Source organism: Pseudomonas sp. 31 R 17 (assembly GCF_900004915.1).
Taxonomy (GTDB): domain Bacteria; phylum Pseudomonadota; class Gammaproteobacteria; order Pseudomonadales; family Pseudomonadaceae; genus Aquipseudomonas; species Aquipseudomonas orientalis_A.
This window is the reverse complement of sequence record NZ_CVTN01000074.1, coordinates 48,340-69,709: the sequence shown is the minus strand read 5'-3', so window position 1 is coordinate 69,709 and position 21,370 is coordinate 48,340. Positions and strand designations below refer to the sequence as shown.

20 protein-coding genes are annotated in these 21,370 nt (G+C 61.8%); 12 read left to right on the top strand and 8 right to left on the bottom strand.

Features of this window, described 5'->3' with window-relative positions; translation table 11 throughout:
- Positions 1-4 precede the first annotated feature (4 nt).
- Positions 5-1,288 (top strand): glutamate-1-semialdehyde 2,1-aminomutase, encoded by a 1,284-nt coding sequence (gene hemL / locus BFP89_RS18535; protein WP_065886863.1) that lies wholly within the window; start codon positions 5-7, stop codon positions 1,286-1,288.
- A 226-nt stretch (positions 1,289-1,514) separates the two neighbouring features.
- On the top strand, positions 1,515-2,069 hold the full coding sequence (locus BFP89_RS18530) for a tetratricopeptide repeat protein (RefSeq protein ID WP_065886862.1): 555 nt from the start codon (positions 1,515-1,517) through the stop codon (positions 2,067-2,069).
- Here the strand turns inward: BFP89_RS18530 and BFP89_RS18525 are convergent, their stop codons facing one another.
- From BFP89_RS18525 to BFP89_RS18500, 6 genes are all read right to left on the bottom strand, one after another.
- Positions 2,070-3,182, bottom strand: a complete 1,113-nt coding sequence (locus BFP89_RS18525) for a succinylglutamate desuccinylase/aspartoacylase family protein (protein WP_065886861.1) — start codon at positions 3,180-3,182, stop codon at positions 2,070-2,072.
- Positions 3,183-3,190: 8 nt separating this feature from the next.
- Complete coding sequence (hisM, locus tag BFP89_RS18520) at positions 3,191-3,901, bottom strand: histidine ABC transporter permease HisM (protein WP_065886860.1); 711 nt, start codon at positions 3,899-3,901, stop codon at positions 3,191-3,193.
- Positions 3,898-4,614, bottom strand: coding sequence for an ABC transporter permease (locus tag BFP89_RS18515; protein WP_065886859.1), 717 nt, complete (start codon positions 4,612-4,614; stop codon positions 3,898-3,900). The genes hisM and BFP89_RS18515 overlap by 4 nt, the downstream gene beginning before the upstream one ends.
- Before the next feature lie 29 nt (positions 4,615-4,643).
- Positions 4,644-5,402 carry a transporter substrate-binding domain-containing protein gene (locus tag BFP89_RS18510; protein WP_065886858.1) on the bottom strand — a complete coding sequence of 253 codons (759 nt, stop codon included), beginning with the start codon at positions 5,400-5,402 and terminating at the stop codon, positions 4,644-4,646.
- A gap of 35 nt (positions 5,403-5,437) precedes the next feature.
- Entirely contained in the window at positions 5,438-7,495 is a 2,058-nt protein-coding gene (locus tag BFP89_RS18505; RefSeq protein WP_065886857.1) for an oxidoreductase, read from the bottom strand.
- Positions 7,496-7,730: 235 nt separating this feature from the next.
- The gene (locus BFP89_RS18500) at positions 7,731-8,057 is read right to left on the bottom strand and encodes a DUF1820 family protein (protein WP_003236992.1); all 327 of its coding nucleotides are present in this window, start codon (positions 8,055-8,057) and stop codon (positions 7,731-7,733) included.
- A gap of 131 nt (positions 8,058-8,188) precedes the next feature.
- Between BFP89_RS18500 and miaB the strand changes: the two genes are divergently transcribed.
- The 5 genes from miaB (at position 8,189) to lnt (ending at position 13,619) form a co-directional block, all read left to right on the top strand.
- A complete protein-coding gene (miaB, locus tag BFP89_RS18495) occupies positions 8,189-9,517 on the top strand; it encodes a tRNA (N6-isopentenyl adenosine(37)-C2)-methylthiotransferase MiaB (RefSeq protein WP_065886856.1) in 1,329 nt (442 codons plus the stop codon).
- Between the two features lie 225 nt (positions 9,518-9,742).
- The gene (locus BFP89_RS18490; RefSeq protein ID WP_065886855.1) at positions 9,743-10,747 is read left to right on the top strand and encodes a PhoH family protein; all 1,005 of its coding nucleotides are present in this window, start codon (positions 9,743-9,745) and stop codon (positions 10,745-10,747) included.
- The gene (gene ybeY / locus BFP89_RS18485) at positions 10,740-11,198 is read left to right on the top strand and encodes an rRNA maturation RNase YbeY (RefSeq protein ID WP_065886854.1); all 459 of its coding nucleotides are present in this window, start codon (positions 10,740-10,742) and stop codon (positions 11,196-11,198) included. The genes BFP89_RS18490 and ybeY overlap by 8 nt, the downstream gene beginning before the upstream one ends.
- Positions 11,199-11,240: 42 nt before the next feature.
- The gene (locus BFP89_RS18480) at positions 11,241-12,080 is read left to right on the top strand and encodes an HlyC/CorC family transporter (RefSeq protein WP_065886853.1); all 840 of its coding nucleotides are present in this window, start codon (positions 11,241-11,243) and stop codon (positions 12,078-12,080) included.
- 15 nt (positions 12,081-12,095) lie between these two features.
- Positions 12,096-13,619, top strand: a complete 1,524-nt coding sequence (gene lnt / locus BFP89_RS18475) for an apolipoprotein N-acyltransferase (protein ID WP_065886852.1) — start codon at positions 12,096-12,098, stop codon at positions 13,617-13,619.
- Between the two features lie 135 nt (positions 13,620-13,754).
- Here the strand turns inward: lnt and BFP89_RS18470 are convergent, their stop codons facing one another.
- A complete protein-coding gene (locus tag BFP89_RS18470; RefSeq protein ID WP_065886851.1) occupies positions 13,755-14,516 on the bottom strand; it encodes a YdcF family protein in 762 nt (253 codons plus the stop codon).
- A gap of 95 nt (positions 14,517-14,611) precedes the next feature.
- The gene (locus BFP89_RS27710; protein ID WP_083208104.1) at positions 14,612-14,929 is read right to left on the bottom strand and encodes a hypothetical protein; all 318 of its coding nucleotides are present in this window, start codon (positions 14,927-14,929) and stop codon (positions 14,612-14,614) included.
- Positions 14,930-15,190: 261 nt separating this feature from the next.
- Between BFP89_RS27710 and leuS the strand changes: the two genes are divergently transcribed.
- From leuS to BFP89_RS18445, 5 genes are all read left to right on the top strand, one after another.
- Positions 15,191-17,797, top strand: coding sequence for a leucine--tRNA ligase (gene leuS, locus BFP89_RS18465; RefSeq protein WP_065886850.1), 2,607 nt, complete (start codon positions 15,191-15,193; stop codon positions 17,795-17,797).
- An 89-nt stretch (positions 17,798-17,886) separates the two neighbouring features.
- Positions 17,887-18,492 carry an LPS-assembly lipoprotein LptE gene (gene lptE, locus BFP89_RS18460; protein ID WP_065886849.1) on the top strand — a complete coding sequence of 202 codons (606 nt, stop codon included), beginning with the start codon at positions 17,887-17,889 and terminating at the stop codon, positions 18,490-18,492.
- 39 nt (positions 18,493-18,531) lie between these two features.
- The gene (gene holA / locus BFP89_RS18455) at positions 18,532-19,569 is read left to right on the top strand and encodes a DNA polymerase III subunit delta (protein ID WP_065886848.1); all 1,038 of its coding nucleotides are present in this window, start codon (positions 18,532-18,534) and stop codon (positions 19,567-19,569) included.
- 221 nt (positions 19,570-19,790) lie between these two features.
- Complete coding sequence (gene arfA, locus BFP89_RS18450; RefSeq protein ID WP_003176285.1) at positions 19,791-19,955, top strand: alternative ribosome rescue factor ArfA; 165 nt, start codon at positions 19,791-19,793, stop codon at positions 19,953-19,955.
- Between the two features lie 62 nt (positions 19,956-20,017).
- Complete coding sequence (locus BFP89_RS18445; protein WP_065886847.1) at positions 20,018-21,343, top strand: lytic murein transglycosylase; 1,326 nt, start codon at positions 20,018-20,020, stop codon at positions 21,341-21,343.
- The last annotated feature ends 27 nt before the right edge of the window (positions 21,344-21,370 follow it).

The following is a 21,370-nucleotide window of genomic DNA, read 5'->3' as shown; positions in this document are numbered from 1 at the left end:
CATCATGTCCCGTTCCGAAACCCTGTTTGCCAATGCCCAGAAACACATCCCCGGCGGTGTGAACTCCCCCGTGCGTGCGTTCAAGAGCGTGGGCGGCACGCCATTGTTCTTCAAGCATGCCGAAGGCGCCTATGTCACCGACGAAGATGACAAGCGCTACGTCGACTACGTCGGCTCCTGGGGCCCGATGATCCTCGGTCACAGCCATCCGGACGTGCTGGACGCCGTTCGCCAGCAACTGCAGCACGGTTTGTCCTACGGTGCTCCGACCGCGATGGAAACCGAGATGGCCGACCTGGTCTGCTCGATCGTGCCGTCGATGGAAATGGTGCGCATGGTCAGCTCCGGCACCGAAGCCACCATGAGCGCAATCCGCCTGGCCCGTGGCTTCACCGGCCGCGACAGCATCATCAAGTTCGAAGGTTGCTACCACGGCCACTCCGACAGCCTGTTGGTAAAAGCCGGTTCCGGCGCCCTGACCCAGGGCGTACCGAGTTCGGCCGGCGTGCCGGCGGCGTTTGCCAAACACACCCTGACCCTGCCATTCAACGACATTGACGCCGTCGCGCAGATGCTCGCTGACGTCGGTCAGGAGGTGGCCTGCATCATTGTCGAGCCGGTCGCCGGCAACATGAATTGCGTCCCGCCGGCCCCGGGTTTCCTCGAGGGTCTGCGCGAGCAGTGCGACAAACACGGCGTGGTGCTGATTTTCGATGAAGTGATGACCGGTTTCCGCGTCGCCCTCGGTGGCGCCCAGGCGCACTACGGCGTCACGCCGGACCTGAGCACCTTCGGCAAGATCATCGGCGGCGGCATGCCGGTGGGCTGCTTCGGCGGCAAGCGCGAGATCATGCAGCACATCGCTCCGCTGGGCCCGGTGTACCAGGCCGGCACGCTGTCCGGTAACCCGCTGGCGATGGCGGCCGGCCTGACCACCCTGCGCCTGATCAGCCGTCCGGGCTTCCATGCCGAACTGACCGACTACACCACCCGCCTGCTGGACGGCCTGCAAGTGCGTGCCGACGCCGCCGGTATCCCGTTCGTCACCACTCAAGCCGGCGGCATGTTTGGCCTGTACTTCAGCGGCGCCGACGACATCGTCACCTTCGATGACGTGATGGGCAGCGATGCCGACCTGTTCAAGCGCTTCTTCCACCTGATGCTCGAAGGCGGCGTGTACCTGGCGCCGAGTGCCTTTGAAGCCGGCTTCACGTCGATCGCCCATGGCGAAGCCGAGCTGAAGCTGACCCTGGACGCTGCCGAGCGCGCCTTCGCGGCCCTGAAGTAAGTGACGGCAATCATCTGACGCCGCCCGTGGCGGCGTCAGATTTGCTACTTTGCCTACAGAGATTTCCCGGTTTTTTCGAGAATTGCCCTGCAATCCGGCAGATAACTTGCCCAAGCAGCAGAAAAACGAGTAAAGACTTTGTAAGCAGAGGCCTGCTTATTTCATAATGCGCGCTTATTGGACTCCCCGAGGGTCCGCGCGCCCCGTCAGAGGTAAGTCGATTCCCATGAAACGCACCGGCCGCACCCTGGTTCTGGGCTGCCTGTTGCTCCTTCAGCCGCTGCTGGCGCATGCACAAGCAGGCGGCAACTCGTTGTTAATTCCAGCGATGGGTCGTTGCACCCTTAATACCCAGCCCGACACCCAGGCCGAAGCCCTGAGCGCGTGCCAGAAACAGGCTGACGAAGGGGATGCGCAAGCGCAATACGAGTTGGGCGAATACTTCCACGACAGTAAGAACCCGGCCGTCGATCTCAACAAAGCGTTGAGCTACTTCGAAAAAGCTTCGCTGCAAGGCCATGCACAGGCGCAATTCCAGCTCGGCAACATGTTCTTCCGTGGCGAAGGTGTGCCGGCCAATAACGTCCAGGCCTATATCGTGCTGAAAATGGCGGCGGTCAATGGCGCCGAAGACGCCTTGGACACCGCCGACGAAGTCGCCGAGCACATGCAGCGCGATGAACTGGAAGTGGCCACCCAGGTGCTGGGGCAGATCTTCCGCAACTACCTGCAGGAACTGCAGAGTGCCGATGGGCGCTCACCCTTCTCCCCCCTGCCCTGATCACGGCGATAACAGATAGCCCTGCCGATACGCCGCAGGCCCCGCCACATGGGCGATGGTCATACCGGCGCTCGCCATTCGGCGCACTGAGCGCACATACAACAGCCCTTCACGTGCACACGCCACCGGGGTTACGCGATCAGTGACCGGATCGATGATGTGCGCCAGCGCCTGTCCTGCTTTCAGGTAGTCGCCGACCTGAGCGGCAAATACGATCAAGCCTCCCACCGGACTCACCACCGGCTCAACCCCGGCCAAGGGTGTGGGCGGGTTAAGCAGCGCCGGCAGTGGGGGCGCCTGGCCATCAATGGCGCCGCGCAGCGTCAGGTAGTTGATCAATGCCTGACAGTCCTGGCGGGCCAGCCCATGATTTACATCGGCCACACCGCGCAGCTCCACGGTCGCGGCAAATCCCGGCGGCGCCAATCGTCCCGGGAACCGCGCCTGCATCTGCGCCCAGAACAGGGTGTAGCAATCGTCGAACGAGTGCCCGCCCGCGTCTTCGCTCATAAAGCAGGCTCGGGCGCCGAGGTACCGCGCCAGCGGCTCCACCTGCGGCCAGGCGTGCGGCGCCAGGTACAGATGCTGTACGGCCTCGAAATCACAGTGCAGGTCCAGCACCACATCGGCATCACACGCCAACGCTTGCAGGATCAAGCGCATTGACTGCAGTTGCGTCGCAGGCACCTCGTCGGCAAGGGTTTGCCGCAGGGTCGAACGGATCAATTGCAGATTATGCGCAGGGTCTGCGGTCAGCGCGTCCTGCACCTGATCCGCGACCTGCCGGCTGACATCGATAAAGAAGCGATTGAAGTTCTCTCGACTGTCGTTATCGAAGCGCCCCTGCGGCACGTCCATCAACACCTGTTCCAGCCCCAGCGGATTGGCCACCGGCACCAGCACCACCTCCCAGCGCAGCGCCCCGGCCGCGTCCAGATGCGCCAGCCGCTGTTTCAGATGCCAGCACACCAGCATCCCCGGCAGTTCATCGGCATGCAGGGAGGCCTGGATATACACCTTGCCCGGCGCATCGGCTGGGCCGTAATGGAAACTATGGATCTGCCGTGCCGTGCCGGGTACAGCGCTCAACAACCTGTGATTTTGAGTGTGCATGACGCCCCCTATCGGCCCGCATCGAGAAAACTTAGCCAACGCCGTTCAGCCAGGCGAAACAGGCCGACCAGGGCAAACGTAATGCTCAGGTAAAGGACGGCGGCCAGGCCGAAGGATTGGAAGGTAAGAAAGGTGGCGGCATTAGCATCCCGCGCCACCTTGAGGATGTCCGGCACCGTGGCCGTGAACGCCAGAGTGGTGGAATGCAGCATGAAAATCACTTCATTGCTGTAGTACGGCAATGATCGGCGCAGGGCCGAAGGCATGATCAGGTGCACGTACAGTTTCCAACCGTCAAAACCCAGGGACCGCGCGGCCTCGATTTCCCCGCGAGGCATTGCGCGAATGGCGCCCGCCAGAATCTCTGTGGTGTAGGCGGCGGTATTCAGCGCGAATGCGAGCAGGGTGCAGTTGAGTGCTTCACGGAAAAACGCATCGAGCAACGGCTGTTCGCGCACGGCGGCCAGGCTGTAGATACCGGTGTAGAAGATCAGCAACTGGATGTACAGCGGCGTGCCACGAAACAGGTAGGTATAGCCTTGCACCGGCCAGCGCAGCCAGCGGTGGGCGGATGTCCTGGCGATGGACAACGGCAACGCCAGCAGCAGGCCCAGGCCTAACGACGCGCTGGTCAGCCACAGGGTCATGGCCAGGCCGGTGATCTGGTAGCCGTCGGAATAAATCAACGGTCGCCAGTACTCCTGGATGAGCTCCATCATCGTGACGGCTCCTGCACGCCACCGGCGTAACGACGTTCCAGCCAACCCAATACCAGGTTTGAAACACTGCTGAGCAGCAGGTACACCAGCGCCGCCAGCAGCAGGAAGGCCAGTAACTGCTGGCTGCTTTTGCCCGCCACCTGGGCGACTTTTACCAGGTCCGCCAAGCCGATGATCGACACCAGCGCGGTGGCCTTGAGCAGGACCATCCAGTTATTGCCCAACCCCGGCAAGGCGAACCGCATCATTTGCGGGAAGATCACATGCACGAAGCTCTGGCGGAAGGTCAAACCAAGGGCCTTGGCCGCCTGGAACTGGCCGCGCGGTACAGCCAGCAAGGCACCGCGGAAGGTTTCGGTGAAATAGGCGCCGTAGATAAACCCCAGCGTCAGCACGCCCGCGCCGAAAGGGTCAATGTCGATGTACGCCCAGCCCAGCCCGGCGGTCAGACGGCTCAAGCCGGTTTGCAGCCCGTAAAAAATCAACAGCATCAGCAACAGGTCCGGTACACCGCGTATCAACGTGGTGTAGAGCTGCGCGCACAAACGCCACGTGCGCACGCCGGACAGCTTGGCGCCGGCACCGAGCAGGCCGAGGACAAGCCCCAGCAGCAACGACAACAGCGCCAGTTGCAGAGTGATCCACACGCCGTGCAGTAGCATCGGCGCAAATGCGCCCAGGGTCGCGACGAATTGGGAGAAGGTCGGTAGCATGTTTTTGCCCTCGTTGGCCTGGAGGGCGGTTATTGACCGCTGAACATGTTCACGCCGGGAAAATACTGCTCCTGCAGGCGGGCGTAAGTGCCATCGGCGTGGAGGGCCGCCAGCGCCTCATCCAGCAGCACCTTGAGTTTATGGTTGCCCTTGGCGATGCCAATGCCGCTCTTGGACGGCATCAGCTCGCTCTCGATGATCGGCCCCAGCACGAACCCGGCGCCCTGGGGCGAACGCAAGAACCCGCTTTGCGCTTGCTGCGCATCTTGCAGCGAAGCCTGCAAACGGCCTGTCTGCAGGTCGGCATACACCTGCTCCTGATCGGCGTAAGCCACCACTTTGATGCCTTGGCCGGCGAGCACCTTAAGGGCATACACTTCCTGGGTACTGCCCTGCAGATAGCCGACAGCCGTACCTGTGGAAAGCTCGGTACCAGGACGGAACACCATGGCGGTAGGACTGGAAAAGACTTCCGAGGAAAAATCGATAACCTTTTGCCGCGCCGCCGTGATGGTCATTGAAGCCAGGATTGCGTCAATCTTGCCGGCGTTCAGGCTGGGGATCATTGCGTCGAAGTCGCTTTCAACCCATTGGCAGCGCACATTCAACTGCGCGCAGATAGCATGACCGATATCAATTTCAAAGCCGGTCAGCGTTCCCGTACTGCCTTTATAAGCAAAGGGCGCGTAGTTGGGATCGGCAGCGAAACGAATCACTTCATAGTCTTTGGCCAGAAGCGATGTATTGAATAAAAACGTGGTGATTAACAGCAGGAGTATTTTTTTCATTATTGTATTCCTTGTTATAGATGAAACAGCTGAACTTACTGCACCTCAATAAATGGAATTTCTCGCTTAACCACTAACGACCCAGCCGGCGCGTCGAACTCGCGGGCGCTTCGATGCCCTGAATACACCGCTGCGGCAATCGTGCCGGGCGCCACGCAATCGCCGACCAGCGCCAGCGTGCCGATACCCGCCGCCTGCAACCGTTCAGGGGTGTTATTCAATGCCTGATACAACGCCTGTTCAGGCGCTCGGGAGGTCACCAGCAGCAGGGATGCGGCGCCGATGAACCGTGTGCGCTCGGTGTAGACACACCCTGCCATCACCCCCTCCGGCATCGCCCGGACCAGCGTATGGGACGGGATGATGGTGACACTCAACTCCAACAGACGACGCTGAATGCGATGCTGCTCGAGGGTGTTGTGCGTCCAGGCCGCCACATCCGCCGCCGGGGTGACGAAGATCACCTCCACGCCTCGCGCCACCAGGTGCTCGGCCAGCACGCTGCCCATGTAGTAGTGGTCATCATCGAACAGCAGCACCGGCGAAGCCGGCAGCACACCCGCCAGCACCTCGTCCGGCGTCAGCACTGGCAGGCACTCAAGGCCCGGTAATGCCTGGCGCAGGGCGCGCCCCAGGCCGTCCCGTCGCCAATGTGAGCCGGTGGCGATAAATACGTGCTCGGCGGCGAAATCCAGCACATCCTCGGCCTGCAGCTGACTTTCCCGATAAATCTCCACCGAGGGCAGGCGGCTCAAGGCGTCCAGTCGATAATCGACGACCCGCGCCCAACTCGCCAACCCAGGCAGCCGGGCTTCCAGCGCTACCCGTCCGCCCAGGTTGCGCAGGCTGTCGACCAGCGCCACGTCCATCCCGCGTGTGCCGAGTATCCGCGCGCACTCAAGCCCTGCGGGCCCGGCGCCGACCACCAGCGCCCTGCCGGGCCGGTGCGCACGCTCGACCGATTCGGGATGCCAGCCACGCCGCCACTCCTCGCCCATGGTCGGGTTCTGCGTGCAGCGCAACGGCGTACTGGTGTGGTCGCCGCTGACGCACACATTGCAGCCGATACATTCGCGAATTTCCTCGGCGCGCCCTGTTTCAATCTTCTTCGGCAGGAACGGATCGGCAATCGAAGGGCGCGCCGCTCCAATCAGGTCGAGCACGCCACGGCGTATCAGGGACACCATGGTATCCGGCGAAGTGAAGCGCCCGACGCCGACCACCGGCTTGCGGGTCAGCGCCTTGAGCCCCAACAGGAAAGCCTCCTGGTAGCCTTCGCCGGCAAAGCGCGCGGTCACGCTGTCGTTGGACCAGTCGGCGACATTGATGTCCCACAGGTCCGGCAGGTCCGCCAGCATCGAGAACACCTCGGCCCCTTCGCCCTCGCGGCTGAGGCCGCCGGCCATCTGCTCATCCACCGCCAGGCGGACCGCCACGGCACAGCGGTCGCCCACTGCATCGCGGGTGTCCTCGATCAGTTCGCGCAGCAGTCGCACGCGATTTTCCAGCACTCCGCCGTACTCATCCGTGCGCCGGTTGTTACGCGGCGTGAGGAAATGGAACGGGACGCTCAGGTCGTGCCCGGCATACACATAAATGATGTCAAAGCCGGCCTCCCGTGCGCGCAGGGCCGCCGCCCGGTGCAAGGCGCGCAACTGCTGGATATCGGCACGGCTCATGGCCCGGGCCTGCACCGGGTCATAACTGCGCACTGGCGTATTGGACGGCGCCCAGGGAATTTCGCGGCTGTAGCGGTTAGGCGCGGAGTAACCGTTGAACGCCAGCTCGACGCCGGCCAACGAACCGTGCTGGTGCACCGCCTCACACATTTTCGCCAGGGCCGGGATGTCGCGTTCATCCCATAAGCGCGCCTCGATATAAGGCGAGAACTCGCTCAGCGGGCTGATTTCACACTCTTCGGTGCACACCACCCCCCAGCCGCCCTCGGCCTTAATCCCGCGCATGCGAGCCATGGCCGACGGGTGCACATGGCCCATGCCATTGCAGTGGGGAACTTGATAAAAGCGATTACGGGTGCGAACCGGGCCTATTTGTACCGGCTCAAACAGAATGTCATAGCGAGGATCGCGCACAGGGCTACTCCCGAACAAATAAGTTCGTTAATGACGGCGTGATAAAACTCGGTGCTAATGAATGGCGTGAATCAAGGGAATTGAAACGGGGAAACTTCGAGGCTTATTTGAAGATTTTCTTATTATCAATAGATTCATGGCGCCCTCTCCGAATAAGCGAAACTTGCTATCTTTCAAGCAAAAAGTCTATCCATGAGAGGGCAATTTCGGAAACGCCCTACAAATTAATTGAGGGTCACTTCTCCGGCATCGGCATCGGGAACGGCATGACATTGCTCACGCCCCGCGCCTCGCTGATCTTCGGCGTGCCCAGGCGCTCGACTTCATCGATGCGCACGATCGAATGCATCGGCACAAAGCTGCGCACCACGCCTTCAAACTGGGCCTTGAGCTTTTCTTCGCCCGGGTCGACGACCAATTGGGTACGCTCGCCAAAGACGAACTCTTCCACCTCCAGGAAGCCCCACAGATCACTTTGATAGATCTGCTTGGCGTACATTTCGAACACCTGGCCCTGGTTGAGGAAAATCACCTTGTAGATTGGAGCTTCACGTTTGGTCATGGCGGGCGAGCAACACATCGCGGATATAAAAGAGGGCGCGAACTATAGCATGGCACCCGATGCACAGCGCTAGGAACCAGTGGGCATGCCCCCTATAATGCGCGGTTCTTTACCACCAGTTGACGATCCCCATGGCCAAGAAGCTTTACATCGAAACCCACGGTTGCCAGATGAACGAGTACGACAGCTCGCGCATGGTCGATCTGCTGGGCGAACACCAGGCCCTGGAAGTCACCGCCCGCGCCGAAGATGCCGACGTGATCCTGCTCAATACCTGCTCGATCCGCGAGCGGGCCCAGGACCGTGTGTACTCGCAGCTGGGCCGCTGGCGCGAATTGAAGCTGGCCAACCCGGACATGGTGATCGCCGTCGGCGGTTGCGTGGCCAGCCAGGAAGGCGCCGCGATCCGCGACCGCGCGCCCTATGTCGACGTGGTCTTCGGCCCGCAAACCCTGCACCGCCTGCCGGAAATGATCGACGCCGCGCGCATCACCAAGCTGCCGCAAGTGGACGTGTCGTTCCCTGAAATCGAAAAATTCGACCATTTGCCCGAGCCGCGCATCGACGGGCCGAGTGCCTATGTGTCGGTGATGGAAGGCTGCAGCAAGTACTGCACCTTCTGTGTAGTTCCCTACACCCGTGGCGAAGAAGTCAGCCGGCCGTTTGACGATGTGCTGTCGGAAATCATCCACCTGGCCGAAAACGGCGTGCGTGAAGTCACCCTGCTGGGCCAGAACGTCAACGGTTACCGTGGCCAGACCGACGATGGGCGCCTGGCTGACCTCGCGGAGTTGATCCGCGTAGTCGCCGCCGTCGATGGCATCGAGCGCATCCGCTACACCACGTCGCACCCGCTGGAATTTTCCGACAGCCTGATCCAGGCCCACGCCGACGTGCCGGAGCTGGTCAAACACCTGCACCTGCCCGTGCAGTCGGGCTCGGACCGCATCCTGTCGGCCATGAAACGCAACCACACGGCCCTGGAGTACAAATCCAAGCTGCGTAAATTGCGCGCCGCAGTGCCGGGCATCTGCATCAGCTCGGACTTTATCGTCGGTTTCCCCGGCGAAACCGAGAAAGACTTCGAGCAGACCATGAAGCTGATCGAGGACGTCGGTTTCGACTTCTCCTACTCGTTCGTCTACAGCCAGCGCCCGGGCACCCCAGCGGCCGACCTGCCGGACGAAACCCCGGAAGCGTTGAAAAAAGAACGCTTGAATGCGCTGCAACATCGCCTGAATCAGCAGGGTTTCGAGATCAGCCGACAAATGGTCGGTTCGATCCAGCGCATCCTGGTCACCGACTACTCGAAGAAGGACCCCGGCGAATTGCAGGGCCGCACCGAGAACAACCGCATCGTCAACTTCCGCTGCGACAACCCGACCCTGATCGGCCAGTTTGCCGACGTACACATCGATGCGGCGCAACCGCACTCGCTGCGCGGTTCGTTGATCAACTGACAACCCCCGGCTGCCCAGGCAAGGGCAGAACTAATGTGGGAGGGGGCTTGCCCCCGATTGCGGTGTCTGAGTACCAAATGTGCTGGCTGACACTGCGCTATCGGGGCAAGCCCCCTCCCACATTGGATCCATGCAACATTCCGATGACGTAAGTGCTTTCGTACCCGCGCCACTGGCGTTATTCTCTGTTTCACCTCAACAGCCAAAGGGCGGCTAAAAGCGACCTTGAACGCACCTACAGTAGAACCCCATCGTTTTCTCCTCGAGCCGTTTGAGGCTCGCCGTTTCGCCAACCTGTGCGGACAGTTCGACGAGCACCTGCGCCTGATCGAACAACGCCTGAGCATCGAGATCCGCAACCGCGGCAATCAGTTCGAGCTTATTGGTGAACCCCAACACACCACGTCTGCGGAAAACCTGCTGCGGCGCCTCTACCGCGAAACCAAGGGCAGTGAGCTGTCACCGGAAACGGTGCACCTGTACCTGCAGGAATCCGCCGTGGAAGACCTGGCCAACAATCCCGTGGCCGAAGCCAGCGTGGCCCTGCGTACCAAAAAAGGCATGATTCGCCCGCGCGGCTTGAATCAGCAGAAGTACGTCAAGGAAATCCTCGGCAACGACATCAACTTCGGCATCGGCCCGGCCGGTACCGGCAAGACCTACCTGGCCGTAGCCTGTGCGGTGGATGCCCTGGAGCGCGAACAGGTTCGCCGCATTCTGCTGGTGCGCCCGGCGGTCGAGGCGGGTGAAAAACTCGGCTTCCTGCCCGGCGACCTGGCCCAGAAGATCGACCCGTACCTGCGCCCGCTCTACGACGCGCTGTACGAGATGCTCGGCTTTGAATACGTCGCCAAGCTGATCGAGCGCCAGGTGATCGAAATCGCCCCGCTGGCCTACATGCGCGGTCGCACCTTGAACAACAGCTTCATCATCCTCGACGAAAGCCAGAACACCACGGTCGAGCAGATGAAGATGTTCCTCACCCGTATCGGTTTCGGCTCCACGGCCGTGATTACCGGTGACGTCACCCAGGTCGACCTGCCTAAAGGCACCAAGTCCGGGCTGGCGCAGGTGATCGAGGTGCTCAAGGATGTACCGGGTATCAGCTTCACGCACTTCATGCCCAAGGACGTGGTCCGTCATCCGCTGGTGCAACGCATCGTAGAAGCCTATGAGCGTTTCGACCACAAGGACGACGCACCGGCCCAGGACACGCGCCGCGATGCTTGAGCTTGACCTGCAGCGGGCCACCGAGGCGCCCGCCCCCGGCGAAGCACAGTTTCGTCAGTGGTGCGCCCTGGCCCTGCGCCAGCGCACTGCCGACTCGGAACTGACCATTCGTCTGGTGGATGAGCCCGAAGGCCGCGAGCTGAACCACACCTGGCGCCAGAAAGACTACGCGACCAACGTGTTGTCTTTCCCCGCCGACGTACCCGACGAATTACTGGATATCCCGCTGCTGGGCGATCTGGTGATCTGCGTCGAAGTGGTGGAACGCGAAGCGCGCGAACAAGGCAAGGAACTTGAGGCCCACTGGGCCCATCTAGTCATCCACGGCTGCTTGCATCTCTTGGGTTACGACCATATAGACGATGACGAAGCCGAGGAAATGGAAGCACTGGAACGAACGTTGCTTGCTGAACTGGGGCATCGCGACCCCTACGCAGACGACGAAAACTGATCAACACTCAACTGTCATATCAAAGGATTTAGAGTAATCGCTATGAGCGAAGACCGATCGAGCAACGGGCAAAAGTCATGGCTGGGTAAACTGACCCAGGCTTTTGCCCACGAGCCGAAAAACCGCCAGGAGCTGCTGGAGCTGCTGCGCGAGGCCCACCAGAACAAGTTGCTGGACAGCGAAGCGCTGGCCATTGTCGAAGGCGCCATCCAGGTGGCTGACCTGCAAGTACGCGACATCATGGTGCCGCGCTCGCAGATGATCAGCATCAAGGCGACCCAGACCCCACGGGAATTCCTCCCGGCCGTGATCGACTCGGCGCACTCGCGCTACCCGGTGATCGGCGAAAGCCATGACGACGTCATGGGCGTCCTGCTGGCCAAGGACCTGTTGCCGCTGATCCTCAAGGAGAACGGCGACAACTTCAACATCAAGGACCTGCTGCGCCCGGCCACCTTCGTGCCTGAATCCAAGCGCCTGAACGTGCTGCTGCGTGAATTTCGCGCCAACCACAATCACATGGCCATTGTGATCGACGAATACGGCGGCGTGGCTGGCCTGGTGACCATCGAAGACGTACTGGAGCAGATCGTCGGCGACATCGAAGACGAGCACGACGTTGAAGAAGACAGCTACATCAAGCCACTGCCCAGCGGTGACTTCCTGATCAAGGCCTTGACGCCCATCGAGAACTTCAACGAGTTCTTCGACAGCGAGTTTTCCGACGATGAATTCGACACCGTCGGCGGCCTGGTGATGAGTGCGTTCGGGCACCTGCCCAAGCGTAACGAAACCACCGAGATCGGCGCGTATCGGTTCCGCATCCTCAACGCGGACAGCCGTCGTATCCACCTGATCCGTTTGACCCCTATCGCCCGTTGAGGGTTAAGGACTGAAATGCGCCGTCTGATCGCACCCGGCTGGCCCGGTAACCTGCTGGCCGTGGTGGCCGGCGCCATCACTACCCTGGCGCTGGCGCCGTTCGATATCTGGCCGCTGGCGCTGGTGGCGGCCGGTCTGTTCTATATCGGCCTGCGTGAACTCACACCCCGCCAGGCCCTGGGCCGCGGCTGGTGTTTCGGTTTCGGCCTGTTTGGCGCCGGCACCAGCTGGATCTACTACAGCATCCACCACTTCGGCGGCGCTTCGGTGCTGCTGGCGGGGTTCCTGATGCTGCTGTTCACCGCCGCCATCGCCTGGTTCTTCGCCCTGCCCGCCTGGCTGTGGGCGCGCTGGCTGCGCCGCAATGAAGCGCCATTGGCCGATGCGCTGACGTTCGCGGCATTGTGGGTCGGCCAGGAAGCTTTTCGCGGCTGGTTCCTCACCGGTTTTCCGTGGCTGTATTCGGGCTACAGTCAACTCGACGGCCCGCTGACCGGCCTCGCGCCCTTGGGCGGGATGTGGCTGATTTCGTTCGCGCTGGCGTTGACCGCCGCCCTGCTGTGCAACCTGCCGCGCCTGCTGGCGAGCCGGCGCAACAGCTTTATCGCGGCCGGCCTGGTGCTGCTCGTCGCACCGTGGGCCATCGGCCTGGCGCTCAAGCACCATGCCTGGACCTCGCCCTCCGGCCCGCCCCTGAGCGTGGCCGCGATCCAGGGCAACGTCGAACAAAGCATGAAGTGGGACCCCGAGCAGCTCAACGCGCAACTGGCGCTGTACCGCGACATGAGTTTGAGTTCCAAACGCGTCGACCTGCTGGTGTGGCCGGAAACCGCCGTACCGGTACTCAAGGAGTCGGTCGAAGGTTACCTGGGCATGATGGGCAAGTTCGCCGCCGAGCGTAATACCGCACTGATCACCGGGGTACCGATTCGCGAGGAAGTGCGCCACGAGAAGCGCTACTTCAATGGCATCACCGTGGTCGGCGAAGGTGAAGGCACCTACCTCAAGCAGAAGCTGGTGCCGTTCGGTGAGTACGTGCCGCTGCAGGACATGCTGCGCGGGCTGATCGCCTTCTTCGATTTGCCGATGTCGGACTTCGCCCGCGGCCCTTCCGACCAGCCCATGCTCCAGGCCAAGGGTTATCAGATTGCGCCGTTCATCTGTTATGAAGTGGTGTACCCGGAGTTCGCTGCCGGCCTGTCGGCCCAGAGCGACCTGTTGCTGACGATCAGCAACGATACCTGGTTCGGCCGCTCGATCGGCCCGCTGCAGCATCTGCAGATGGCGCAGATGCGTGCGCTTGAAGCCGGACGCTGGATGATCCGCGCCACCAACAACGGCGTGACCGGCCTGATCAACCCCTTTGGGCAGATCACCGCGCAGATCCCGCAGTTCGAGCGCGGCATTCTCTATGGCGACGTGGTGCCGATGCACAATCTGACGCCTTACCTGCAATGGCGCTCGTGGCCGCTGATCATCGTGTGCCTGATGCTGTTCGGCTGGGCACTGCTGGCCGCTCGGATGGCTAAAACCGTCTGATTGAGCAAACACAAAACAATGTGGGAGGGGGCTTGCCCCCGATTGCGGTGTATCAGTATCAAATGTGCTGACTGACACTCCGCTATCGGGGGCAAGCCCCCTCCCACATTTTGACCTGCATTTTAATCAGCAGGGTCAGCGATAGAACAACCTATACCCCACCTGCCCCACCGCCTCATTGATCAACTGCCCGCTCTGCCACACCGACTTGACCTCCGGCATCCACCCGCCGAGCGGCCGACCGTGATCCACGCCCAGAAATCCCACTGGCCCGGGCACCACAGTGAAGCCGGCCTTCTCAAAGCTCCACACCGAACGCGGCATATGCCAGGCCTGGGTCACCACCACCACGCGCTTGATGCCTTGGGGCAACAGTATCTCGGCGCTCATCTGCGCATTTTCCCAAGTGGTGCGGCTGCGCTCTTCCTTCCAGCGCACCGTGACGCCGAAGTCATCCTGCATCGACACCGCCATCAGCTCTGCCTCGCTGGGCGGCGTGCCGTAGTGCAGGCCACCGCTGGTCAACACCGGCAACCCGGAGGCCTTGGCCAGACGCGCCGCGTAACGTTCACGCTCCAAACCGATGCCGGTGGGCTGGTCGGAGCCCCACGCAATGTCGCCGCGCTCACGACCGGAGCCCAGCACCACAATCGCGTCGGCGCGCTGGGCCAGGTTTGCCCAGTCCTCGCGGGCCAGAGGCGGCGCTGTCTCCAGGGCGCGTGCGCCCCACTGCACCATCACCGGCAGGCTGATCAACCACATCCCGCCCAATCCCAAGGCAAAGCAACACCCGGCCAGGCGCGGACGACTGCGGCGAAACCACCAGGCAAGCGCCAGCAACAGCAGGAAAATACCGGGCGGCAACAACAATTGTTTAATGAAATAACGAAAAGGCATCGGGCATCTCCAAAGATGCCCGAAGCCTAGATGCATCGGGGTTCAGCAACAATCCTTACGCGCATATTTTGTAAACATCAACGGATAACGCGGGGTCACTTGCACCGTATCGACCGGACATTTTCCGGGCTGCGACCGGCCGCCAGATCCTTCAGCCACACTACCTTGGCCGAACGAGGCGACTCGTGGGCCGGCGGGGATGCCGGCCCATGAGCGGCGCGCTGGTGGTGCAATTCCAGATAGCGCTTGATCAGTTCAAGCTCTGCCTGGCTCAAGCCTCGCAACTCCAGTTCCAGAGGCCGTTCATCACACAATCGGCCTGCGGTTCTTGCGGCATCCAATGCCCGACCCAAACGGTCGATCAGTCCTTCGTATAACTGCGGTTTCGTCAAAGTTCGCTGCGATTCAGCCATCCCCTCACCTCATTGAAGAAATACTTGCTCCCCAATAAACAGCGTAGCCCCCGTGGCTGCACCTGCCCGGTGCCGCGACAGACGGCCTGGCCTGCGCAATCAGGGTTTCCCTCGATAGAGTGGGGTCATGTATGCTACGGCGCTTCCTGTAACTCCACTTCCCGCAGGGTTTGGGCACGGACGCGCCGCTTTCCGGTGTCGATCAACCTGAACGTTGCACCGAAGAGGATTAGGCCACCCCTATCCAGTTCAAAAGTAGCCATGCACGAACAATATCAGCCCCGTGAAATAGAAAATGCCGCACAAACCTTCTGGGACGAGCAAAAGTCCTTTGAAGTCAGCGAACAGCCAGGCAAGGAGACGTTCTATTGCCTATCGATGTTCCCTTACCCCAGCGGCAAGCTACACATGGGGCACGTGCGTAACTACACCATCGGCGACGTGATTTCCCGCTACCAGCGCATGCTCGGCAAGAACGTTCTACAACCCATGGGTTGGGACGCTTTCGGCATGCCGGCGGAAAACGCCGCGATGAAAAACAACGTAGCGCCCGCCAAGTGGACCTACGAAAACATCGCCTACATGAAGACCCAGCTGCGCAGCCTGGGCCTGGCGGTGGACTGGTCCCGCGAAGTGACCACCTGCAAGCCGGATTACTACCGCTGGGAACAATGGCTGTTCACTCGCCTGTTCGAAAAAGGCGTGATCTACAAAAAAAGCGGCACCGTGAACTGGGATCCGATTGACCAGACCGTACTGGCCAACGAACAAGTGATCGATGGCCGCGGCTGGCGTTCCGGCGCGCTGATCGAAAAACGCGAAATCCCGATGTACTACTTCAAGATCACCGCCTACGCGGATGAACTCTTGTCGAGCCTCGACGATTTGCCGGGCTGGCCTGAACAGGTCAAGACCATGCAGCGCAACTGGATCGGTAAATCCAAGGGCATGGAAGTGCAGTTCCCGTACAACGTCGACTCGATCGGCGAAGCGGGCGCACTCAAAGTCTTCACCACCCGTCCGGACACCCTGATGGGCGCGACCTATGTCGCCGTGGCCGCCGAACACCCGTTGGCCACCCAGGCCGCACAGAACAACCCTGAGCTGCAGGCGTTCATCGCCGAATGCAAGGGCGGCAGCGTGGCCGAAGCCGACGTCGCCACCCAGGAGAAAAAAGGCCTGCCGACCGGGCTGTTCGTCGAACACCCGCTGACGGGCGAGAAGTTGCCGGTCTGGGTCGCCAACTATGTGCTGATGCATTACGGCGATGGCGCTGTAATGGCAGTCCCGGCTCACGACGAGCGCGACTTCGAATTCGCCAGCAAGTACGACCTGCCGATCAAGTCGGTGGTGCGCACCAGCGCGGGCGACACCAGCCCGGCCCCGTGGCAGGACGCCTATGGCGAGCACGGCGAGCTGATCAACTCCGGCGAGTTCGACGGTCTGGACTTCCAGGGCGCTTTCGACGCCATCGAAGTGGCCTTGATCAAGAAAAATCTCGGTGCCTCGCGCACCCAGTTCCGTCTGCGCGACTGGGGCATCAGCCGTCAACGCTACTGGGGCTGCCCGATCCCGATCATCCACTGCGAAAGCTGTGGCGACGTGCCAGTACCAGAAGAGCAACTGCCGGTGGTCCTGCCCGAAGACGTGGTGCCGGACGGCGCCGGTTCGCCACTGGCGCGCATGCCCGAGTTCTACGAATGCAGCTGCCCCAAATGCGGCCAGCCTGCCAAGCGTGAAACCGACACCATGGACACCTTCGTGGAGTCCTCGTGGTACTACGCCCGCTACGCCTCGCCGCACTATGAAGGTGGCCTGGTAGAAAAATCCGCAGCCGACCACTGGTTGCCGGTGGACCAGTACATCGGCGGTATCGAACACGCCATCCTGCACCTGCTGTACGCGCGCTTCTTCCACAAGTTGATGCGCGACGAAGGCCTGGTCAGCTCCGACGAGCCGTTCAAGAACCTGCTGACCCAGGGCATGGTCATCGCCGAGACCTACTACCGCCGCGAAGCCAATGGCGCCTACACCTGGTTCAACCCTGCGGACGTCGAGCTCGAGCGTGACAGCAAGGCCAAGGTCATCAGCGCCAGGCTCAAATCCGACGGCCTGCCGGTGGAAATCGGCGGCACCGAGAAGATGGCCAAGTCGAAGAACAACGGCGTCGATCCGCAATCGATGATCGATCAGTTCGGCGCCGACACCTGCCGCCTGTTCATGATGTTCGCCTCGCCGCCCGACATGAGCGCCGAATGGTCCGACTCCGGCGTCGAAGGCTCGCACCGCTTCCTCAAGCGCGTCTGGCGCCTGGCCCATGCCCACGTCAGCCAGGGCTTGCCGGGCAAGCTGGACGTCGCGGCCCTGAATGATGAACAGAAAGCCATTCGTCGCAGCACCCACCTGGCTATCCGCCAGGCCAGCCAGGACGTAGGGCAGAACCACAAGTTCAACACCGCCATCGCCCAAGTGATGACGCTGATGAACGTGCTGGAAAAAGCCCCGCAGGCCACGGAACAGGATCGCGCATTGATCCAGGAAGGCCTGGAAACGGTTACCCTGCTGCTGGCGCCGATCACGCCGCACATCAGCCACGAACTGTGGAGCCGCCTGGGCCACAGCGGTGCCGTCATCGACGCCCGCTGGCCGGTGCAGGACGACAGCGCGCTGGTACAGGACACGCTGCAGCTGGTGATCCAGGTCAATGGCAAACTGCGCGGCCAGATCGACATGCCGGCCAGCGCCAGCCGTGAAGAAGTCGAAGCGGCTGCACGCTGCAACGAGAACGTGCTGCGCTTTACCGAAGGCCTGACGATCCGCAAAGTGATCGTAGTGCCTGGAAAACTGGTCAATATCGTCGCCAGCTAAATCGGATCGGGCGCAGGGCTCAAGCCCTGCGCCGAACTAAACCTTCAGGGCCTCGATACGGCCCGCCTGGTTTCAAGGGGAGCAACAACATGATCAAACGCAATCTGCTGGTAATGGGCCTGGCCGTTCTGTTGAGCGCTTGCGGCTTCCAGCTGCGCGGCACCGGCACCAATGAATTGTCGCTCAAGGAACTCGACGTCAGCGCACGTAACGCCTACGGCGAAACCGTGACGCAACTGCGCCAGAGCCTGGAAAACAGCGGCGTGCACGTCTATAGCGGCGCCACCTACAAGCTGAACCTGGTCGATGAGCGCGAAACCCAGCGCAACATCAGCTACGCCAGTGCCGGCCGCGCCTCCGACATCGAGTTGGCCACCACCGTCAGCTTCGAAGTACAGGGCCGCGATAACTTGCCGCTGATGGGCGACAAGATCCAGGTCCAGAAAGTCGTGAGCCACGACGGCAACAACCTGGTGGGTTCGGACTCCGAGATCCTTCAGGCGCGCAAGGAAATGCGTCGTGACCTGGTTCAGCGCATGATGACTCGCCTGCAACTGCTCAACCCGGAAAAACTCGCCGAGTTGCAGCAAATCGCCGACAACAAGGCCAAGGCTGACGCCGATGCCCTGAAGGCGGCGCAAGAGTACGAAGACAACACGCCGAAACAGTCGCCTGTTGAAGTGCCTGTCGAGTAAGCCAAACGGGGCGCTCCTGGCGCCCCGTTCGCCCTGCCTATGAAACTTGCCCCCGCCCAACTCGCCAAACACCTGCAAGGCGGCCTCGCGCCTGTCTATATCGTCAGCGGCGATGATCCACTGCTGTGCCAGGAAGCGGCCGACGCCATTCGCTCGGCGGCGCGCCAGCAAGGTTTCGATGAGCGCCAGGTGTTCAGTGCCGACGCCAGTTTCGACTGGGGAACATTGCTGCAAGCCGGCGCGAGCATGTCGTTGTTTGCCGAAAAACGTCTTTTGGAACTGCGCCTGCCTTCGGGCAAGCCGGGCGATAAAGGCGCGGCAGCGTTGATCGAATATTGCTCGCGACCTGCTGAAGACACGGTGTTGCTGATCAGCCTGCCCAAGCTGGATGGCAGTGCGCAGAAAACCAAATGGGGCAAGGCCCTGGTGGAAGGTCCGCAGACCCAGTTCATTCAGATCTGGCCGGTGGACAGCAGCCAGTTGCCGCAGTGGATTCGCCAACGCCTGTCACAGTCGGGGCTGTCGGCCACGCAAGAGGCCGTCGAGCTGATCGCCGCCAGGGTCGAAGGCAACCTGCTTGCCGCCGCCCAGGAAATCGAAAAGCTCAAGCTGATGGCCGAAGAGGGGCAGATCACTGTCGAAACCGTGCAGGGCGCGGTGGCTGACAGTGCGCGCTTTGATGTATTCGGGCTGGTGGACGCGATCCTCAACGGCGAACCCGCGCACGCCCTGCGCATGCTCGAAGGGCTGCGTGGCGAGGGCGTGGAGCCGCCGGTGATTCTCTGGGCCCTGGCCCGGGAGCTGCGGGTACTGGCCAACATTGCCTTGCAGTACAGCCAGGGCCTACCGCTGGACAAATGCTTCAGCCAGGCTCGACCGCCGGTGTGGGACAAGCGCAAGCCCCTGATGAGCAAGGCCCTGCAACGGCACTCGGCGCAACGCTGGGCGCAACTGTTGCTCGAAGCGCAGCGCATCGACGCACAGATCAAGGGCCAGGCAGCCGGTTCGCCGTGGATGAGCCTGAGCCGTTTGTCGCTGTTGATGGCCGGCCAGCGCCTGGCGTTGCCTGCCGAGTAACCCTCTATCAGCAACACCGCAGGTCCAATGTGGGAGGGGGCTTGCCCCCGATTGCAGTGCATCAGTCAACATCTTCAGTGGCTGACACACCGCTATCGGGGGCAAGCCCCCTCCCACATTTTGACCGTGTAACTTCCTACAGATTGCCGGGCTTTACAGCGGCCCAACTTCGGCAGATGATTTGCTCCGCTCCATTCCACACCCAAGCGAGAGAATCCATCATGAGCAAAAAGCCATCCAAGCATGGCCCGAACAAGGCCAAATCCATCATCGCCCAGCCACTGTTCCGCAGCCGTCAGGAACGCGCCGGCAAGGGCAAAGGCAGCTACCGCCGCGAAGCCTTCCAGTCTAACAGCTGGGAGGCTTCTTACTTTCTGGCTGCCTGAAGGCAAGCGCCCCTCTGGCATGATAAGGTCTGCACTTGATTTGTAACCCCCTGGACCTGTGCATGCCCTCTAGTCTTTCCCGTCGCTGGCACCTTCGCCAGTTGATTGCTGCCTCCAGCCTCATTCTGCTTGTCGCCTGCGCGGAAAAACCCACCGCCGCGGACGCTCAACCCCTGCCCCCGCTCAAGACCGCACCGGTCATCGCGCCTGCCGTCGTGGCGCCGTTGGCAGTGGATAACCTGGACATCCAACCGACCCAGACCTTCGCCGAATGGCAGGCCGGGTTCCGTGCACAGGCCCTGCAAGCCGGGATCAGCGCCGAAGTCTTCGATAACGCCTTCGCCGGCGTCAGCCCGGACATGGCCGTGATTCGCGCCGACCGCAGCCAGCCGGAGTTTTCCCGTCCGGTGTGGGAATACATCGATGGTGCGCTGTCGCCGCTGCGCGTGCGCAACGGCCAGGCGTTGCTGGTCAAGTACGCCGATATCCTGCAGCGCATCGAGGAGCGTTACGGCGTTGATCGCCAGGCACTGGTCTCGGTGTGGGGCATGGAAAGCAACTTCGGCCAGTTCCAGGGCAATAACTCGGTGATCCGCTCCCTCGCGACCCTGGCCTATGAAGGCCGCCGCCCGGCGTTTGCCCAGGCACAACTGCTGGCGGCGCTGCAGATCATCCAGCACGGCGATATCCCGGCCGACCAGATGAAAGGCTCCTGGGCCGGCGCGATGGGCCAGACCCAATTCATCCCCACCACCTACAACACCCACGCGGTGGATTTTGACGGTGACGGTCGCCGCGATATCTGGAACAGCCCGGGTGACGCCCTCGCCTCCACCGCCCATTACCTGCAAAGCTCCGGTTGGCAGAAAGGCCAGCCGTGGGGCGTTGAGGTGCAGCAATTGCCATCGGGCTTCGACTATTCCCTGGCCGATGGTGGCATTCGCAAGACCGTCGCCGAATGGCTGAAACTGGGTATCCAACTGCCGCCCGGCGCGAGCCTGCCGGCCAACGTCGAGCAACTGTCCGCCGCCCTGCTGCTGCCGGCCGGCTACCGTGGCCCGGCGTTCCTGGTGCTGGATAACTTCCGTGCAATCCTCAAGTACAACAATTCGTCGTCCTATGCACTGGCCGTCGGCCTGCTGTCGGAGCGCTTTGGTGGCGGTGGGGTGATTCGCGGGAGCTGGCCAAAGGATGAGCTGCCCCTGAGCCGCTCGCAGCGTATCGACCTGCAGACGGCGCTCAGCGCCAAAGGTTATGACGCGGGCAACGCTGACGGAATCATCGGCGCCAACACACGCAAGGCGATTCGGGCGGCGCAGCAGGCACTGGGCTGGCCGGCGGATGGGTATCCGACGGTGAAGTTGCTGGAGGCGCTGCAAAGCCGATAGATTGGCTTAAGGCAACTACCGCCATCG

What these genes read in the sequence shown, in the direction of transcription:
- BFP89_RS27710 (WP_083208104.1), bottom strand. Translation starts at nt 14,929, where the DNA reads ATGGCTGAATCGCAGCGAACTTTGACGAAACCGCAGTTATACGAAGGA.
- ybeY (WP_065886854.1), top strand. Translation starts at nt 10,740, where the DNA reads ATGCTTGAGCTTGACCTGCAGCGGGCCACCGAGGCGCCCGCCCCCGGC.
- BFP89_RS18525 (WP_065886861.1), bottom strand. Translation starts at nt 3,182, where the DNA reads ATGCACACTCAAAATCACAGGTTGTTGAGCGCTGTACCCGGCACGGCA.
- lptE (WP_065886849.1), top strand. Translation starts at nt 17,887, where the DNA reads ATGATCAAACGCAATCTGCTGGTAATGGGCCTGGCCGTTCTGTTGAGC.
- BFP89_RS18470 (WP_065886851.1), bottom strand. Translation starts at nt 14,516, where the DNA reads ATGCCTTTTCGTTATTTCATTAAACAATTGTTGTTGCCGCCCGGTATT.
- arfA (WP_003176285.1), top strand. Translation starts at nt 19,791, where the DNA reads ATGAGCAAAAAGCCATCCAAGCATGGCCCGAACAAGGCCAAATCCATC.
- BFP89_RS18480 (WP_065886853.1), top strand. Translation starts at nt 11,241, where the DNA reads ATGAGCGAAGACCGATCGAGCAACGGGCAAAAGTCATGGCTGGGTAAA.
- BFP89_RS18500 (WP_003236992.1), bottom strand. Translation starts at nt 8,057, where the DNA reads ATGACCAAACGTGAAGCTCCAATCTACAAGGTGATTTTCCTCAACCAG.
- hisM (WP_065886860.1), bottom strand. Translation starts at nt 3,901, where the DNA reads ATGATGGAGCTCATCCAGGAGTACTGGCGACCGTTGATTTATTCCGAC.
- BFP89_RS18445 (WP_065886847.1), top strand. Translation starts at nt 20,018, where the DNA reads ATGCCCTCTAGTCTTTCCCGTCGCTGGCACCTTCGCCAGTTGATTGCT.
- miaB (WP_065886856.1), top strand. Translation starts at nt 8,189, where the DNA reads ATGGCCAAGAAGCTTTACATCGAAACCCACGGTTGCCAGATGAACGAG.
- BFP89_RS18510 (WP_065886858.1), bottom strand. Translation starts at nt 5,402, where the DNA reads ATGAAAAAAATACTCCTGCTGTTAATCACCACGTTTTTATTCAATACA.
- BFP89_RS18515 (WP_065886859.1), bottom strand. Translation starts at nt 4,614, where the DNA reads ATGCTACCGACCTTCTCCCAATTCGTCGCGACCCTGGGCGCATTTGCG.
- holA (WP_065886848.1), top strand. Translation starts at nt 18,532, where the DNA reads ATGAAACTTGCCCCCGCCCAACTCGCCAAACACCTGCAAGGCGGCCTC.
- BFP89_RS18530 (WP_065886862.1), top strand. Translation starts at nt 1,515, where the DNA reads ATGAAACGCACCGGCCGCACCCTGGTTCTGGGCTGCCTGTTGCTCCTT.
- lnt (WP_065886852.1), top strand. Translation starts at nt 12,096, where the DNA reads ATGCGCCGTCTGATCGCACCCGGCTGGCCCGGTAACCTGCTGGCCGTG.
- leuS (WP_065886850.1), top strand. Translation starts at nt 15,191, where the DNA reads ATGCACGAACAATATCAGCCCCGTGAAATAGAAAATGCCGCACAAACC.
- hemL (WP_065886863.1), top strand. Translation starts at nt 5, where the DNA reads ATGTCCCGTTCCGAAACCCTGTTTGCCAATGCCCAGAAACACATCCCC.